Below are 15929 nucleotides of genomic sequence, written 5' to 3'. Positions count from 1 at the left end.
TCTGTGAATGCCACTGTCGCTATTGCGATCCTTATCGTACTCGTCATTGTCGCGGGTATGGCTCTGGCTACGCGTCACCGCGACAAGATCATCATCAAAATCGCATCGACAGCCCTCTCCAAGGACGATGACGAGACACCCCTCGACCGGCACTGGATGGACCTCAACCGGGATCGTGCCGAAAAGAACGCCCTGTCCCTGATACAATCGAATGTCGGTGCTTTCGCCGCCAGGGTGGGCTCCGCAAGGGCGGCGGGGCGCAGTCTCGACCTCATGTATTACATGTGGAACGCGGATCTTACGGGCCAGCTCGTCATGCGTGAGGTCATCGCCGCTGCCGATCGCGGTGTGCGGGTGCGTCTGTTGCTTGATGATCTCGGCGTGTCCATTTCCGACCGCGCCTTTCACGCTATCGACAGCCATCCCAACATCGAGTTGCGTCTGTTCAACCCCACAAAAGCACGTGAGAACGTTTTCAGGCGCGGCATAGAGATGGTGTTTCGGTTTCGCAGCGTGAACCGACGCATGCACAACAAGGCGTGGATTGCGGATGGTCGGGTCCTCATCGTCGGCGGACGTAACATCGGCGACGCCTATTTCGATGCAGCGGAACAGACGAATTTTCGGGATTTCGATGTCATAGCGCATGGCACATGCGTTGACGAGGCAGAGGACATATTCGACGACTACTGGAACAGTGCAGTGGCAGTTCCGGTCAGATCGCTTCTGTCGCGGCGGCCCAGCAAACTTGCCAAGCTTCGTCGGCGAATGGATGTCCTTGCCTCGGGAAATGCCGCCCGACCCTATCTTGCGCAGGTGGAAAGCCAGCATCACTCCGGCAATTTTCTGATGTCTGACAGTCTGCATTGGGTCGAAAGCGCGAAAGTCGTTGCCGACCCGCCTGAAAAGGCTGCCGGAAACCGTCGCAATGGCCATAATTTTCTGATGGAAACACTGCTTCCGATCATGGAGCAGGCGAAGAAGAAACTCAGGATCACTTCTCCCTATTTCATTCCCGGCCAGAAAGGCGTCGAGACATTCTCACGCCTCTGCGCCGATGGCGTGTCTGTCTGCATCCTCACCAATTCACTGGCAGCGACGGATGTGGCTGCCGTTCACGCTGGTTATTCGCGCTACCGAAAGCCGCTACTGGTCAATAACGTCAAAATACACGAGCTTCGTTCACAGGCAGATCAGTACAAGTCCTTCTCGCTTCGTGGCTCCGGTCAGGCCAGCCTGCATACGAAGGCTTTCACCCGCGATGGCGAGATCGGCTTTATCGGCTCGCTCAACTTCGACCCGCGCTCCATGTCTTTGAATACCGAGATGGGTGTCCTGTTTNCATCTCCAGGTCTGGTGAAAGCCATGGACGAAATTTTCGCGCAGGAAACCAACCACGAAATGAGCTTCGAGCTGACCTTGAATGCAAGACGAAATCTGGTGTGGAATGGTCTGGTGCGCGGTGAATTGCGCCACTACTCGAACGAGCCCTATGCAAGCCTCAGCCGCCGGATACTGGTAATTGCCATGGGACTTTTGCCGCTCGAGTCGCAGCTTTAATGTTTTTCAAGAAAAAGCGTTTCCGAACTGATCCAATTGCGCGCTCACGCATTTCAGAAAGAGTTGAAATACAGGAGAGTTCCATGTTCATCGCCCCGCCAGAGCCGACAGCCAGCCGCAAGACAGCAGAAATGTATCGCGGCGCCGAGGAGACATACGGATATCTTCCCAATATGTATCGGGCCTTCGGTCATCGCCCGGAGGTCATGGAAAGCTGGAGTGCATTGCTGGTCAGCTTGCGCGGCAATATTGAGCCGCGACGCTACGAATTGGTGACGCTCGCCGCAGCCCGGGAACTTCGCTCTTCCTACTGCATGCTGGCCCATGGGGCGGTGCTGGTGCGCGAAGGTGTTTCGGGTGATCAGTTGGAGGCTATCGTTGATGGGCAAGACGACGCACCGCTGGACGATCAGGAACGCGCCATCATGATCTTCGCTACCAAAGTTGTGCGCGATGCGACATCGATCACGCAGGCCGATATCGACGCGCTCAAAACACACGCTCTTACGGATGCGGAGATTTTTGACATCGTAGCGGCAGCATCTGCACGCTGTTTCTTTTCCAAGACGCTGGATGCGCTAGGCACCTCTCCAGACCAGACCTATGTGGACAAACTCGGCCCGGAACTTGCCGATAAACTGGCAATGGGCCGCCCGGTCGAAAAGGAAGTCTGACGCATACGTTTGCAAACAGCATAAAGGCGGCGGCACCAACGCGTGCCACCTGCCAACGTCCAGCCTTAGGCTGCGACCTTCTTGCTGTGCATCTTGGCAGCCTGGATTTGCACAAGCGTGTCCAGGTTCTGGTTCACGCGGCAATAGAACTCTTCATCGATGAAGGGCCGCAGCATGAAGTCGTTGCCGCCAGCTTTCAGGAAGCGCGCCGACAGAAGGCGGTTGGTGGACGACGACACACCGATGATACGCAGTTCGTGCGACCCACGCATCGTGCGGATGCGCCGTGTCAGCTCGAAACCATCGATGTCAGGCATATTATAGTCAGTTACAACAAGACTGATGTCCGCATTGTTCTTCAAGAGCTCAAGCGCCTTCGCGCCGTTGTCGGCAAGGCTTACCCGGAAGTTGTAACGCTTCAGACGGCTTGAAAGCAGCGCACGTGCCGTCGGGCTGTCATCCACGATCAGCACATGATGGCGGTGGTTGGTCAGGAAGCGGCAGACCGATTCTGTCAGCATATCGACGGCAAAAACGTTGTCTTTGAGAATATAGTCGACAACTTCCTTTGTGAGGAGTTTTTCGCGCGTGTCTTCATGGAATGTGCTGGTGAAAACAATGGTAGGAATGGAGAGATCGACAAGATATTCCAGTGCCTCACCATTCTCTGCACCGGGCAAGTTGATGTTGGAAATCGCCAACGTCACCTCTTCGGAGGAGCGCTCGTAGCATTCCTGCAATTCTTCAAAGTTGCGGCAGACTTCGACAGAAAGTCCAAGCAACTCCTTAAGACGAGAGCCGATCATCTGGGTGAAGACATTGGAGTCTTCGGCAAGCAATATTCTTGTGTCGCGAANTGGCACGCCAGAATACTGCATGCCCGTAATTCCCAGAAAGTTCATAGTGCCCCCAAATACCCGAAATCCTTGAAAGCGACTATAACTGCTGATATTTNCAGAATAATTAATCCATAAAACCACGTGTGAACTATGGTTACTTATTCGCAAACCATTGTCTTGCTGCGCGCAGCGAAGCAACTCATACAGTCATCAGGCGCAACGTATCGACGACCTTGGTAAAGTCATAGGGCTTCGGAAAAAACACACTGCGCTCCGGCAAAACCTCTTCTGACGGGTTGTGGTGCCCAGACGTCACGACGATCCCCAATGGGGTGTTCGCTCTGCGGGCCCAGTTTGCGAGCCCAACCCCATTCATACTCCCGGGCATATCGACATCGGTAAACAACACGTCGATGTCCTGGCGGCTGTCGAGAATTTCCATCGCCTCGTCGGCACCACAAGCCTCCACTGCGTCAAAGCCTGCATCTTCGACAAGATCGACCGCCATCATGCGTAAGAGAGGGTCGTCTTCGACGACCAGTACCACTTGTCTGGCGTATGCGTTGCGCTGTCCCATGACTGGTTACCTGCTTTTACATCCAAGCGTCGTGTTCGTGAAAACTTTTGACCTTGGATTGAACAACGCCACCCAGCCATGCAAGTTCCTTTCCCGTGCGCGGAATCAGGACTTCTCCACGGGATAAATGGGCAAGGCACATCAACCTGTCATTCGTCTTGTAAAGGAAGAACGCTCACACGGAACGGGTTAGGCCACCATCCACCCGCAGGTTCTGGCCGGTAATATACCCCGCCCCTTCCGACGCCAGAAATGCGACGGTTGCCGCGATTTCCTCGCTTTTACCGTAACGTTGCATCGGCACCATGTCACGTCGGNCATCCGTTGCGGGCAGGCTGTCTATCCAGCCCGGTAGAACGTTATTCATGCGCACGTTGTGTGGCGCATAGGTGTCCGAGAAAATCTTGGTATAGGCGGCAAGCCCCGCCCTAAATACGGCAGAGGTCGGAAACATCTCGCTTGGCTCGAACGCCCAGGCGGTGGAAATATTGATGATAGCACCCGACTTTTGCGACACCATGACAGGTGCGATGATGCGTGTCGGGCGGATGACATTTAGCAGATAGACATCGAGACCCGTATGCCACTGCTCATCGGTGATTTCCAGGATTTGCGCACGCGGACCGTGACCGGCGCTATTGACCAGCACATCGATCCGCCCAAATTTTTCAAGAGCGAGATCGGCAAGCCTCTTGAGATCATCGACGGATTGGTTCGAACCCGTCACGCCGATGCCACCAAGCTCTGCAGCCAGCGCCTCACCCTTGCCGGACGATGACAGGATCGCGACCTTGTAGCCATCTGCCGCCAGACGTTTCGCCACCGCAGCGCCCATGCCGCTGCCACCCGCCGTTACCACCGCTACTTTTTCTGCCGACATCGTTGTTCTCCCATCCTGCTTGAAACTCGAACTTAACCGGTTTCACCAGCAAGTTCGAACCAAAATCATTGATGGAAGATGACAGCTTTATTTCAGCCAGCCGCCGATCCGACCGACCGCTTCGGCAATGTCGGACACGGAACCGGCATAGGAGAATCGCAGCGCGCGGTGGCCTTCCAAGGGGTCAAAATCCAGCCCCGGCGTCGCCGCAACATCGATTTCCGCCAGCATCCGCTTGGCGAAATCCATGCTGTCATTCGAATAGCGGCTGGTATCGACATAGGCGTAGAAGGCGCCGTCCATGGGGGATGCCAGCGGCAGGCCCAGTTCCGGGAGCCGGCTCATCAGGAAATCGCGGTTGGTGCGGTAACTTTCCTTGTAGACATCAAGCTCGTCTTCTGCGGAAAAAGCGGCCTTGGCGGCACGCTGCGAAAGCTCGGGCGCTGAAATATACAGGCTTTGCGCAAGACATTCGACCGGTCGTATCAGCATTTCAGGCAGCACCATCCAGCCGATACGCCAACCCGTCATGCAATAATATTTCGAAAACGAATTGATGACGACGACGTTCTCGCTGATCTCGGCGGCACTCGTCTCCTCGCCGACGAATGTCAGCCCGTGATAAATCTCATCCGAAATGAACGCGATGTTACGGCTGTCGCAATAATTCACCAGCCGCTTCAGCGCTTCACGTCCCGTCACCGTGCCCGTCGGGTTGGCCGGACTTGCCAGCAGCACACCCTTCAATTTGTGCCCGGCTTTGGTCTCGGCGCGCTCAAGGCTTGCAGGCGTCAGCGTATATCCGGTTTCCGCAGTAACCGGCACCTCGACCACGTGAAGACCAAGCGCTTTTAAAATATTGCGGTATGCCGGATATCCGGGACGCGCAATCGCGACGGCATCACCGGGATCGAACAGAGCCAGAAATGCCAGATTGAATGCCGCCGAAGATCCGGTCGTCACCGCAATGCGGGCAGGATCAATGATGGCACCGTGGCGCATGCGGTAACTGGAGGCGATGGCTTCACGCAAATCGCGCAGACCAAGCGCATCGGTGTAGCCAACGCGGCCGTGTTTCAGCGCCTCGTCGGCAGCATCCAGCGCAGCCTTGGGGGCGGGATGCGAGGGCTGACCAACGGCCATGGAAATTACCGGTCTTCCCGCCTGTCTCAAACGGTTGGCTTCTGCCAGAATATCCATCGCATGGAATGGCTCGACCGCGCTTCGCTTGGACAACGTTATCAAAAGCATGTTCTTTCTTGTCAAACTGTCGGAGATTTGCCGCATTATTACGGTCTTCACAATGGCGAGATCGCAACGGGCCGGTTTATTTTGCGATATGGCAATCGCATCGAATTAGGGTAATTGCGTGGGACAACAGAATCACTACTCTGCAACAAAACGATGAGGACCGACATGGCACTTTCCCTAAAATCCACGGCTTTTGCCTGCCTGACGGCCCTATCCACGGTTTTCGTATCGCTCCCCGCCCATGCGCTGGATGACCAGCAGAAAAAAGAGTTCGGCGCCTTCATCAAGGAATACCTGATCGAGAACCCGGAGATCATGCTGGAGGTTCAGGAGGCTCTTGAGCGCAAGCAATATGACACGCGCAACGCCAAGGCAGCCGAGGCTGTAGCAGACAACCAGAAAACCATTTTCCAGTCTGATTATGATTTGTCGCTGGGCAACCCGAATGGCGATGTGACGCTGGTCGAGTTCTTCGACTACAATTGCGGCTACTGCAAACGGGCGATGAGCGACGTCGACGCCATCCTGAAANCCGACAAGAATGTTCGCTTCGTTCTGAAGGAGTTTCCGATTCTCGGGCCGGAATCACTGGAGGCACACAAGGTTTCCAACGCCGTCAAACTTCTGGCACCTGAAAAATATCCGGAATTCCAGCGCACACTGCTCGGAAGCACGGGCCGGGCCAACGAGGCAAGCGCCATCGAAGTCGCAGAATCGCTTGGTATCAAAGAAGCAGATATCCGCAAATCCATGGCGGCAAATCCCAACGACGCCCAGGTTAAGGAAACCTACCAGCTCGCCACCAACCTCGGCATCACCGGCACGCCGTCCTACGTCATCGGCAACGAAGCCATTTTCGGCGCAGTCGGCACGACCCCGCTAAANGAAAAGATCGCCAATATGCGCGCCTGCGGTAAGGCGACGTGCTCTTAATGACATCCTGTCTCTCATTCCTGCGCTCCCGCTGGAATGAGAGACAGGCCTCCTTTGAACGCTCGGCGCGTCTTCTGCGAGCGATAATCTACCAAAAACACCTTCAANCCCCATAAGATTAAGGACAATCCCTGCTTTGAGCGCTTCGGGGCTTTTCCTTCGCAGTTGTGCGGTCTATAGGTGGCGCTGATTTTCTGGCGGAACTTTCGAATGAGCAACACGATTTTTGTCCTCAACGGACCCAATCTCAACATGTTGGGAAAACGTGAGCCGGGCATTTATGGCGGCAAGACGCTGAAGGACATTGAGGACGACTGCGTCAAAGCGGGTAAAGAGCTTGGTTTTACGGTCGAGTGTCATCAGTCCAACCATGAGGGCGCTCTGGTGGACCTGTTGCACGAGGCAGGCGAACGCACCGTCGGTGTCGTCATCAATCCTGGTGCCTATGGCCACACGTCGATTGCGATGCATGACGCCATCCGCGCCATTTCCGTTCCTGTGCTGGAAGTGCACATTTCCAACATCCACGCACGCGAAGAATTCCGCCATAAATCGATGATAGCGCCCGCCGCCAAGGGTATGATCTGCGGTTTCGGGCCGTATGGCTACATCATGGCGCTCAACGCTTTGAAAAATATCACGGCATAAAAAGAAACAATCAGAATAGGGTTTGTCATGTCTGAAAAGAAACACGGTATCGACAAGGAACTGATCCGCGACCTCGCGAACATTCTCAACGACACCGACCTTTCCGAGATCGAGGTCGAGCAGGACGACATGCGTATTCGTGTGTCGCGTGCAGCTCCTGCGCCGATTTACGCAACAGCACCCGCACAATACGCCCCTGCTCCCGCCCCCGCAGCAGCTGCTGCCCCGGCCGTCGCACCCGGCACGGCAGCACCTGCGGCCCCTGCCCGCAACCCTGCCAACACGGTGACGTCGCCCATGGTTGGCACCGTCTATCTGTCCTCCGCTCCCGGCGCGCGTCCATTCGTTGAAGTCGGCGCGACCGTGAAGGAAGGCCAGACGCTTCTGATCGTTGAAGCGATGAAGACAATGAACCAGATCCCGGCACCAAAGTCCGGCAAGGTGACGGAAATCATCGTCAACGACTCGCAGCCAGTAGAGTATGGTGAAGCCCTCGTGGTCATCGAATAAGGCTGATTTCATGGTATCCAAGATCCTCATCGCCAATCGCGGCGAAATCGCCCTTCGCGTATTGCGCGCCGCCAAGGAACTCGGCATTCCAACGGTCGCCGTGCATTCCACAGCTGACGCCGATGCCATGCATGTGCGCCTTGCCGACGAGAGTGTGTGCATCGGCCCACCGCCTTCACGTGACAGCTACCTCAACATTCACCAGATCGTTGCGGCCTGCGAAATCACCGGTGCGGATGCCGTTCACCCCGGTTACGGCTTTCTGTCCGAAAACGCCAAGTTTGCGGATATTCTCGACGCGCACGGCATCACCTTTATTGGACCGACCGCCGATCACATCCGCATCATGGGTGACAAGATCACCGCCAAGCAGACCGCGCTGGAACTCGGCATTCCCGTAGTTCCCGGCTCGGACGGCGAAGTGAAGCCTGAGAACGCTCTGGAAATCGCCCGAAAGATCGGTTTCCCGGTTCTCATCAAGGCAACCGCTGGCGGCGGTGGACGCGGCATGAAGGTCGCGAAAGACGAGTCGGAAGTTGAAGAAGCCGTCTCGACAGCCCGTTCCGAAGCGCTTGCCGCTTTCGGCAACGACGCCGTCTACATGGAAAAATATCTCGGCAAGCCGCGCCATATCGAGGTGCAGGTGTTTGGCGATGGTGAAGGCAAGGCCATTCATCTGGGCGAACGCGACTGCTCGTTGCAGCGCCGCCACCAGAAGGTTCTGGAAGAAGCCAATTCACCCGCGCTCACCGTCGAGCAGCGTATGAAGATCGGTGAAATTTGCGCCGATGCCATGCGCAAGCTGAAGTATCGCGGTGCAGGCACCATCGAGTTTCTATACGAAAACGGCGAGTTCTATTTCATCGAAATGAACACCCGTCTTCAGGTGGAGCATCCGGTCACGGAAGCCATCACCGGCATGGACCTCGTGCAGGAGCAAATCCGCGTTGCATCCGGCCAAGGCCTTTCGGTGACGCAGGATGAGGTGAAGTTCAATGGTCACGCCATCGAATGCCGCATCAACGCCGAAGACCCACGCACGTTCGTGCCGTCTCCCGGCACGCTGACCTATTTCCACACACCCGGCGGCCTCGGTGTGCGTGTGGATTCCGGCGCCTATCAGGGCTACAAGATCCCACCTTACTACGACAGCATGATCGGCAAGCTGATCGTGCACGGTCGCAACCGAGACGAATGCATTCGCCGCCTGCGTCGTGCGCTCGACGAATTCGTTGTAGACGGCATCAAGACCACCCTGCCGCTGTTTCAGGACCTTCTGCAGAACGAAGACATTCTGAACGGCGATTATGACATCCACTGGCTGGAAAAATATCTGGCTGGCGACGCGAAGTAAGATATGGGGCGGCGCGGCAGAAATGACGATATCGACGTCGATATTCTGCTGCGCGCCTACTCCATCGGCCTGTTTCCCATGGCCGATTCGGCTGATGACCCCGAACTGTTCTGGGTAGAGCCGGACATGCGGGGCGTCATCCCGCTTGATGATTTNCACGTTTCAAAAAGTCTGGCCAAGGCCATCCGCAAAAAGCCGTTCGATATCCGGTTCGATTCGGCGTTCGATGCGGTCATGATCGGGTGTGCAGCCGAAGCGGACAATCGGCCCAGCACATGGATCAACGGCACAATCCATCGCCTCTATAACGAGTTGCATGACATCGGCCACGCGCACAGCGTGGAAGCCTGGGAGGGTGATGAGCTCGTAGGCGGCCTCTACGGAGTATCGCTCGGCTCTGCCTTCTTCGGCGAAAGCATGTTTNCACGGCGCACGAACGCATCCAAAATCTGCCTCGTCCACCTTGTCGAGCACCTGCGCGAAAAAGGCTTCACCCTTCTCGACACACAGTTCACCACCGAACATCTGAAGACATTCGGGGCAATCGACGTTCCGAAGGCGGATTATTCAAAAATGCTGGAGCCTGCGGTCAATCGCCCAAGCCTTGCATTTTGATTTTCTGGATTATTTGCTGGCAGAAGACGGAGCGGGCACGTCCGATTCCTGCTTGCAGCCAGTCAGCCACACGTCATAGATCGGATGCTCGACGGCGTTCAGGCCGGGACTATCTGCAAACATCCAGCCAGTGAAGATGCGCTTGATCTTGCGATCGAGGGTAATTTCATCGACTTCGATGAAAGCGTCGATCTTCTGCGCTTCGGTGTCGTCGCGGGAATAGCAGACCTTCGGTGTGACCTGAAGCGCACCGAATTGCACCGTCTCGTTCAGGTAAACATCGAATGAGGTGATGCGGCCGGTGATCTTGTCGATACCGGAAAACACCGCAACGCGGTTTNCAATGCGAGCGGCAGAGGCGGAGGAGACGAAGCCAGTCATGGGCAAAAGCGCAACAAAAGCCACAGCCAGTGCACGCAAAGAACGATCTCGCGTGAATTTTCCCATATCGAACCGTCTCCAGAAAGATTTCCCGCGCCAATCCGGCGAGAGTTCAACGCCTACAGGCGGAATGTGGCGAAAACGGGTGACGTGGCGGCACATACGTAGGCCATGCTCACCACCCAAACGCAATCAGTTGCCGGGTGTCCAGGCGTCGTAGTCACCGGTCACGCGTGGACGTTCACCGGGAACAGCAAGCGAGCCCTGCGGACGGTAAGCCTTGGACGAGCCGGTCATGTTCGGCAAGTGCGGCTTTTCCCATTCGCGTGCCGTGTAGCTTTCCTGGCTTGGCGGAACGTCGGTGCGGTAGTGCATCCAGCCATGCCAGCCGGGCGTGATCGCGGATGCATCAGCATAACCATTATAGATGACCCAACGACGCGGCATGCCCCAGGATGTGGTTCCACCTTCATAATAGGTGTTGCCCAACTCGTCCTGTCCAACCTTCTTCCCGAAACGCCATGTGTGAAAGCGCGTTCCGATCGTCTGGCCATTCCACCAGGTGAAGATTTGCGTCAGGAGAGTCTTCATTATCCATTCCTCGGGGCTTGAATGCACTGCGGCGATTTGGATTGCGCAGCACAGCACAAGCTTATGCCGCCCCAAGCGCCAATTGTCCAGTATTTCCCCGGCCGTCAGCTGCTATTTCAGTGTCATGCTGAAACCGAGATGGCGCTTCTCGAAGCCGAGACGATCGTAAAACCGGTGCGCATCAACCCGGGTCATGTTCGATATCAACTGAATGTTTTTGACACCGCGTTTTTNAGCGTCATCGATGCAGTAGCGGATCATAATCCCACCGATACCGCGACCGCGCATGTCATCACGGGTCTGCACCGCCTCTATCTTCATCGACGTTGCGCCACGACCGACGAGCTTCGTGAGAATCACCGTCTGAAAAGTCCCGACCACCTTGCCGTCCAGTTCCGCGACATAAAGCGTCTCGTTGGATGATCGTTCTATGGCACGAAACGCCGAAAGGTAATCCGGCTGCGCCGACACGTCGGTCGTATCGCCGTGACCGCCATGTTCGTCGGCAGCAAACATCGCTGCGAGCGCAGGCAGGTCACTCTCCCGCGCTAACCGAATGACGAGGTTTTCCGGGCTCGTGCTCATCGCGTCAGCGTCTTTTCCATCGCGATACCCGGCAAACCGACAACACCTGCCATGCGTTCGACACGGTCAACCTCGACAAAACCCAATCCCTCGTAAAAAGCGATGGCGACGGTGTTCTTCGGCTCCACCTCAAGCCGCATGATTTCTGCATCCGGGAAACACGTCTCGAGTTCCGCGAAAATGTCGCGCCCGACGCCCTGTCGCTGAAAGTTCGGATCGACGTAAAGCTGGTGCAGCAGCGCCGTCTTGGACATCTTGCCCGACATGGCGGCATAACCCATCCCACCGATGCGCTTGCCATCATCAGCCACCAAAAACTCGCCACCCTTTTTTNGAACGCGCTCTTTCATGGCGGCGAGAGAATGCCACTCGGTAATCAGCTGACTGACCCGCTGCGCACCATAGATCGCGTCATAGGTGGCATGCCAAGTCCGCGCCAAGAGCGCCCTCACCGGCTCAATATCGCGCTCACTGGCCGTGCGAATAAAAAACACGATATTCCCCTTAGTCTTGAAATAGAAAAGCCGGGAGCAATCCCGGCTTCGACGTCACCGATAGGAGCGCTTACTCCTCAAGACCAAGCTTCGCCTTGACCAGTTCCTGCACGGCCTGTGGGTTGGCCTTGCCGCCCGTTGCCTTCATGACCTGACCGACGAACCAGCCGGCGAGCGTCGGCTTTGCCTTCACCTTCTCGACCTGATCCGGGTTGGCAGCAATGATTTCGTCTACGGCCTTTTCGATGGCGCCCGTATCCGTGACCTGCTTCATGCCCCTGGTATCGACAATCTCCGCCGGGTTGCCGCCCTCGTTCCAGACGATTTCGAACAGGTCCTTGGCGATCTTGCCGGAGATCGTGTTGGCTTTGATGAGGTCGATGATACCGCCAAGCTGATCGGCAGAAACCGGAGTCTCTTCGATGCCCTTGCTCGCTTTGTTGAGCGCGCCCAGAAGGTCGTTGATCACCCAGTTGGCGGCAATCTTGCCATCGCGGCCGTTGGCGACCAGTTCGTAATAATCCGCAATCGCCTTTTCCGAAACCAGGATCGAGGCATCGTAGACCGAGAGGCCGAGCTCGCTGACGAACCGCGCTTTCTTGTCATCAGGCAGTTCCGGCAAATCCTTGCTCATCCGTTCGATAAAGGCATCGTCGAATTCCAGCGGCAGCAGATCAGGATCCGGGAAGTAACGATAGTCATGCGCGTCTTCCTTGGAACGCATGGAGCGCGTCTCGCCTTTGCCGGGATCGAACAGCCGGGTTTCCTGATCGATCGAGCCGCCATCTTCGAGAATGGCGATCTGCCGACGTGCTTCGTATTCGATGGCTTGGCCGATGAAGCGGATAGAGTTGACGTTCTTGATTTCGCAACGTGTGCCGAACTCGCCGCCCGGCTTACGCACGGAAACGTTCACGTCCGCACGCATGGAGCCTTCGTCCATGTTGCCATCGCAGGTGCCGAGATATCGCACGATGGAGCGCAGCTTCGTCATGTAGGCTTTCGCCTCATCGGACGAGCGCATATCGGGCTTGGAGACGATTTCCATCAGCGCCACGCCGGAACGGTTCAGGTCCACATAGGACATGGTCGGGTGCTGGTCGTGCATCGACTTGCCCGCATCCTGCTCCAGATGCAGACGCTCGATGCCGATCTCGATGTCTTCGAAATTGCCCTGACGGTCAGGTCCAAGCGAAATCACGATCTTGCCCTCACCGACGATCGGGTCTTTGAACTGCGAAATCTGATAGCCCTGCGGCAAATCCGGATAAAAATAGTTCTTACGGTCGAAGATCGAGCGCTTGTTGATCTGTGCCTTCAAGCCCAAACCGGTCCGCACAGCCTGTGCCACGCATTCCTCGTTGATGACAGGCAGCATACCAGGCATCGCCGCATCCACCAGCGAAACGTTGGAATTCGGCGCGTTGCCGAAGGTGGTGGAAGCGCCGGAAAACAGCTTGGAATTGGACAGAACCTGCGCATGCACCTCCATGCCGATGACGATTTCCCAATCGCCGGTGGCGCCGGGAATGAAGCGTTTCGGGTCTGGCGTGCGCACGTCTACAAGGGTCATATCAAGCTCTTAATATACGGAATTTCTGTCTATGGTGAGGTAGAACAATTGGCATCGTGGCGCAAGGCTTGTCGCGCCAAAGGCATGAAAGCTGCATCTTTNGGCCAGAGTGAAGATCATTTTTTNACAATTTTGAATTTCAATCGCGCCATGATGATTCTGGCTTTATCTCTCGCGACCTATCTTGCTTTCAACCTCCTGGTCTTCCTTATCTATTGGTGGGACAAGGAGGCTGCAAGGAAAGGCGAGTGGCGCGTCGCCGAATCCACCCTGCTCTGGCTTGCCTTTCTGGGCGGCAGCGCCGGTGCGGTTGTCGCCCAGCGCATGCTGCGTCATAAAACCCGAAAAGAGCCATTTCGCAGCATCCTGCTCTTCATCGTCATCGTGCAGCTCGTGCTTGGCGCATCGCTGATCATCATGCCGACCTGGCCGAAAGCTGCGCTCCATGCCCTGGAAACAATGGCTCAAAAACCGAAGCCGTAACCGCCGATTTCTATGTCTACCAGCTGTTTTCGCAGCCCCATGGATTGCACGTCACGATCCAGCTTTTCCGAATATTTCATGGAAANCCAGCTGACACTGTATCCATGCTTGCGGAAAAACGAAACGGCCTGATCGTTTTGCGCATGGCTTTCCAGCCTTCCGGCAGCGTAGCCGCGCGCCACGATCTGCCGCTCGATGTCAACTAGAAGTGCCGTCCCGACACCCTGACGTTGGTAGACCGGATCGATCCAGAAATCTGTGATCGTCTCATCGAAATGTTCGCGCGCCGCCCAACCGACAATCGTGCCATNAGCCTCTGCAACCGTGATGGCAAGCCATGAGGAGTGCGTGAAATTACCGAATGCGGCACGCGCATTGTCCCGCAACTCTTCCGTTACGCCAATAGCCGATGTGGCGTTTGCCCACGCCCGCAGACCAATGGCCGCAAGCAGGGTTGCGTCACCTTCTCTGGCTGGGCGGATAAAGATCACTAGGCCTCTCCGTTTGTGAAATCCAATAGATCATCCGACCTTCGATTCGGCCAGCGAGACCCCATGGACAAAAGCCACCGCCCAACGGCGATGGCATTGTCACTCATGGTTGAAANCCAGCGGAATCAGGTGCGTTCGATGCGAATGACCTGCGGTTCGTTCACCAGATATTTTTCGCTCTTGATGGCTTTGACAGCCTTGCGAATGGCATCTTCCATCGTCGCATGCGTAACGAGAATGATGGTCTGGGCACCGCCTTCGACGGGAACCCGCGAATGCTGCACGATGGATTCCAGCGAGATGTTGTTTTCCGCCATGCGCGTCGCGATGCTGGCAAAAACGCCTGCCTTGTCCTTTACCGTCAGGCGGATGAAGTAACCGCCCTCATGGCTCTTCATCTTGGCGCGGCGGTATTCGGTCAGTGATTTCGCAGGGCGACCGAGAACCGGCACCTGCTGCACGCCGGGACGGCTCTTGGCAATGTCGGCAATGTCACCCAGCACGGCAGATGCCGTTGCGTTGCCACCAGCACCCGGACCAACCATCAGCAGTTCACCGAGAATATCCGATTCGACGGCAACCGCGTTCGTCACGCCGTCCACCTGCGCAATGACCGAATCCAGCGGCACCATGGTCGGATGCACACGCTGCTCAATGCCGGATTCCGTAACCTGCGCCACGCCAAGCAGCTTGATGCGGTAGCCGAGATCGGCCGCTGCCTGAATGTCCTCGATGGAGATATTGGAGATGCCTTCGAGATAGATGTCATCAGCGGCGATCTTGGACCCGAAGGCAAGCGTCGTCAGAATAGCCAGTTTGTGGGCGGTATCGTTACCCTCGATATCGAAGGCTGGATCGGCTTCGGCATAACCCAGACGCTGCGCTTCCTTCAGGCAGGCTTCAAACGAAAGGCCTTCCTTTTCCATCTTGGTCAGGATGTAATTGCAGGTACCGTTCATGATACCGTAGATGCGCGACACATGGTTGCCGGTGAGCGATTCACGCAGCGCCTTGATGATGGGGATGCCGCCGGCCACGGCTGCTTCGAAGTTCAGCAGTGCGCCCTTTTCTTCCGCCATGATGGCAAGTTCGACACCGTGCTTGGCAAGCAGCGCCTTGTTCGCTGTCACCACATGGAGACCGCGTGCCAATGCGGCGCGCACGGCCTTTTCGGCAGCGCCAGAGGCACCGCCGACCAGTTCCACGAGAACATCGATCTCGGCTTTTTTCGCCATCTCTTCAGGCGTGTCGAACCAAGTAATACCCTTGAGATCGAGACCGCGATCACGCGAACGATCGCGTGCGCTGACGGCAATAATCTCAATTGCGCGTCCGCAGGTAATCGCAAGTTCGTTGCTTCTCTGCTGGAGGATGCGCACGAGCGAAGAGCCGACGGTGCCGAGTCCCGCTATGCCGATTCTCAATGAATCTGCCATTGGTATATTCCTGATTTGCTGACGTGAAGAGGTGGCCTGAAACGGCCACCCGGT

At 56.3% G+C, this 15929-nt stretch carries 19 protein-coding genes; 8 read left to right on the top strand and 11 right to left on the bottom strand.

Going from position 1 to position 15929, the window contains the following annotated elements; all coding sequences use genetic code 11:
* The first annotated feature begins 57 nt into the window (after positions 1-57).
* Together CUC55_RS15825 and CUC55_RS15820 are read left to right on the top strand one after the other, a co-directional pair.
* Entirely contained in the window at positions 58-1560 is a 1503-nt protein-coding gene (locus CUC55_RS15825) for a phospholipase D family protein (RefSeq protein ID WP_103088759.1), read from the top strand.
* Between the two features lie 83 nt (positions 1561-1643).
* Complete coding sequence (locus tag CUC55_RS15820; protein WP_067642750.1) at positions 1644-2234, top strand: carboxymuconolactone decarboxylase family protein; 591 nt, start codon at positions 1644-1646, stop codon at positions 2232-2234.
* A 65-nt stretch (positions 2235-2299) separates the two neighbouring features.
* Here CUC55_RS15820 and CUC55_RS15815 read toward each other — a convergent pair whose 3' ends face one another.
* The 4 genes from CUC55_RS15815 to CUC55_RS15800 form a co-directional block, all read right to left on the bottom strand.
* A complete protein-coding gene (locus CUC55_RS15815) occupies positions 2300-3136 on the bottom strand; it encodes a response regulator (protein ID WP_103088479.1) in 837 nt (278 codons plus the stop codon).
* A gap of 136 nt (positions 3137-3272) precedes the next feature.
* Complete coding sequence (locus CUC55_RS15810) at positions 3273-3650, bottom strand: response regulator (RefSeq protein ID WP_067642744.1); 378 nt, start codon at positions 3648-3650, stop codon at positions 3273-3275.
* A gap of 175 nt (positions 3651-3825) precedes the next feature.
* On the bottom strand, positions 3826-4530 hold the full coding sequence (locus CUC55_RS15805) for an SDR family oxidoreductase (protein WP_103088478.1): 705 nt from the start codon (positions 4528-4530) through the stop codon (positions 3826-3828).
* 87 nt (positions 4531-4617) lie between these two features.
* Entirely contained in the window at positions 4618-5775 is a 1158-nt protein-coding gene (locus tag CUC55_RS15800) for a pyridoxal phosphate-dependent aminotransferase (protein WP_173645912.1), read from the bottom strand.
* A gap of 171 nt (positions 5776-5946) precedes the next feature.
* Between CUC55_RS15800 and CUC55_RS15795 the strand changes: the two genes are divergently transcribed.
* The 5 genes from CUC55_RS15795 to aat all read left to right on the top strand — a co-directional run bounded on the left by CUC55_RS15795 (position 5947) and on the right by aat (position 9841).
* Positions 5947-6714, top strand: a complete 768-nt coding sequence (locus CUC55_RS15795) for a DsbA family protein (protein WP_103088477.1) — start codon at positions 5947-5949, stop codon at positions 6712-6714.
* 210 nt (positions 6715-6924) lie between these two features.
* The gene (gene aroQ / locus CUC55_RS15790; protein ID WP_067642734.1) at positions 6925-7362 is read left to right on the top strand and encodes a type II 3-dehydroquinate dehydratase; all 438 of its coding nucleotides are present in this window, start codon (positions 6925-6927) and stop codon (positions 7360-7362) included.
* Between the two features lie 27 nt (positions 7363-7389).
* Positions 7390-7872 carry an acetyl-CoA carboxylase biotin carboxyl carrier protein gene (gene accB, locus CUC55_RS15785; RefSeq protein WP_067642732.1) on the top strand — a complete coding sequence of 161 codons (483 nt, stop codon included), beginning with the start codon at positions 7390-7392 and terminating at the stop codon, positions 7870-7872.
* Positions 7873-7882: 10 nt separating this feature from the next.
* On the top strand, positions 7883-9226 hold the full coding sequence (accC, locus tag CUC55_RS15780) for an acetyl-CoA carboxylase biotin carboxylase subunit (RefSeq protein WP_067644116.1): 1344 nt from the start codon (positions 7883-7885) through the stop codon (positions 9224-9226).
* Between the two features lie 3 nt (positions 9227-9229).
* Positions 9230-9841: a leucyl/phenylalanyl-tRNA--protein transferase gene (aat, locus tag CUC55_RS15775; RefSeq protein ID WP_103088476.1), complete on the top strand. Its 612-nt coding sequence runs from the start codon at positions 9230-9232 to the stop codon at positions 9839-9841.
* Positions 9842-9850: 9 nt separating this feature from the next.
* Here aat and CUC55_RS15770 read toward each other — a convergent pair whose 3' ends face one another.
* From CUC55_RS15770 to gatB, 5 genes are all read right to left on the bottom strand, one after another.
* Positions 9851-10288: a DUF2155 domain-containing protein gene (locus tag CUC55_RS15770; protein WP_103088475.1), complete on the bottom strand. Its 438-nt coding sequence runs from the start codon at positions 10286-10288 to the stop codon at positions 9851-9853.
* A 126-nt stretch (positions 10289-10414) separates the two neighbouring features.
* Positions 10415-10813, bottom strand: coding sequence for an NADH:ubiquinone oxidoreductase subunit NDUFA12 (locus CUC55_RS15765; RefSeq protein ID WP_067642723.1), 399 nt, complete (start codon positions 10811-10813; stop codon positions 10415-10417).
* A 111-nt stretch (positions 10814-10924) separates the two neighbouring features.
* Positions 10925-11398 (bottom strand): GNAT family N-acetyltransferase, encoded by a 474-nt coding sequence (locus tag CUC55_RS15760; protein WP_103088474.1) that lies wholly within the window; start codon positions 11396-11398, stop codon positions 10925-10927.
* Complete coding sequence (locus tag CUC55_RS15755; protein WP_103088473.1) at positions 11395-11892, bottom strand: GNAT family N-acetyltransferase; 498 nt, start codon at positions 11890-11892, stop codon at positions 11395-11397. The genes CUC55_RS15760 and CUC55_RS15755 overlap by 4 nt, the downstream gene beginning before the upstream one ends.
* Positions 11893-11962: 70 nt before the next feature.
* Positions 11963-13465, bottom strand: coding sequence for an Asp-tRNA(Asn)/Glu-tRNA(Gln) amidotransferase subunit GatB (gene gatB / locus CUC55_RS15750; RefSeq protein ID WP_067642713.1), 1503 nt, complete (start codon positions 13463-13465; stop codon positions 11963-11965).
* Here gatB and CUC55_RS23665 point away from each other — a divergent pair.
* Positions 13373-13948 carry a DUF1294 domain-containing protein gene (locus tag CUC55_RS23665; RefSeq protein WP_425352858.1) on the top strand — a complete coding sequence of 192 codons (576 nt, stop codon included), beginning with the start codon at positions 13373-13375 and terminating at the stop codon, positions 13946-13948. The two genes, gatB and CUC55_RS23665, sit on opposite strands and share 93 nt — an antisense overlap.
* Here CUC55_RS23665 and CUC55_RS15740 read toward each other — a convergent pair.
* Together CUC55_RS15740 and CUC55_RS15735 are read right to left on the bottom strand one after the other, a co-directional pair.
* Positions 13930-14439, bottom strand: a complete 510-nt coding sequence (locus CUC55_RS15740) for a GNAT family N-acetyltransferase (RefSeq protein WP_103088472.1) — start codon at positions 14437-14439, stop codon at positions 13930-13932. The two genes, CUC55_RS23665 and CUC55_RS15740, sit on opposite strands and share 19 nt — an antisense overlap.
* Positions 14440-14564: 125 nt before the next feature.
* Positions 14565-15875 (bottom strand): homoserine dehydrogenase, encoded by a 1311-nt coding sequence (locus CUC55_RS15735; protein ID WP_067642707.1) that lies wholly within the window; start codon positions 15873-15875, stop codon positions 14565-14567.
* Positions 15876-15929: the final 54 nt, after the last annotated feature.

Origin of the sequence: Agrobacterium bohemicum (genome assembly GCF_002896715.1) — a bacterium.
In the GTDB taxonomy this organism is placed as follows: domain Bacteria; phylum Pseudomonadota; class Alphaproteobacteria; order Rhizobiales; family Rhizobiaceae; genus Agrobacterium; species Agrobacterium bohemicum.
This window is presented reverse-complemented; position numbering and strand designations above follow the sequence as displayed.

Coding starts and splice junctions, on each gene's coding strand:
- gatB (WP_067642713.1), bottom strand. CDS start 13,465: ATGACCCTTGTAGACGTGCGCACGCCAGACCCGAAACGCTTCATTCCC.
- CUC55_RS15735 (WP_067642707.1), bottom strand. CDS start 15,875: ATGGCAGATTCATTGAGAATCGGCATAGCGGGACTCGGCACCGTCGGC.
- CUC55_RS15765 (WP_067642723.1), bottom strand. CDS start 10,813: ATGAAGACTCTCCTGACGCAAATCTTCACCTGGTGGAATGGCCAGACG.
- CUC55_RS15820 (WP_067642750.1), top strand. CDS start 1,644: ATGTTCATCGCCCCGCCAGAGCCGACAGCCAGCCGCAAGACAGCAGAA.
- CUC55_RS15810 (WP_067642744.1), bottom strand. CDS start 3,650: ATGGGACAGCGCAACGCATACGCCAGACAAGTGGTACTGGTCGTCGAA.
- aroQ (WP_067642734.1), top strand. CDS start 6,925: ATGAGCAACACGATTTTTGTCCTCAACGGACCCAATCTCAACATGTTG.
- accB (WP_067642732.1), top strand. CDS start 7,390: ATGTCTGAAAAGAAACACGGTATCGACAAGGAACTGATCCGCGACCTC.
- accC (WP_067644116.1), top strand. CDS start 7,883: ATGGTATCCAAGATCCTCATCGCCAATCGCGGCGAAATCGCCCTTCGC.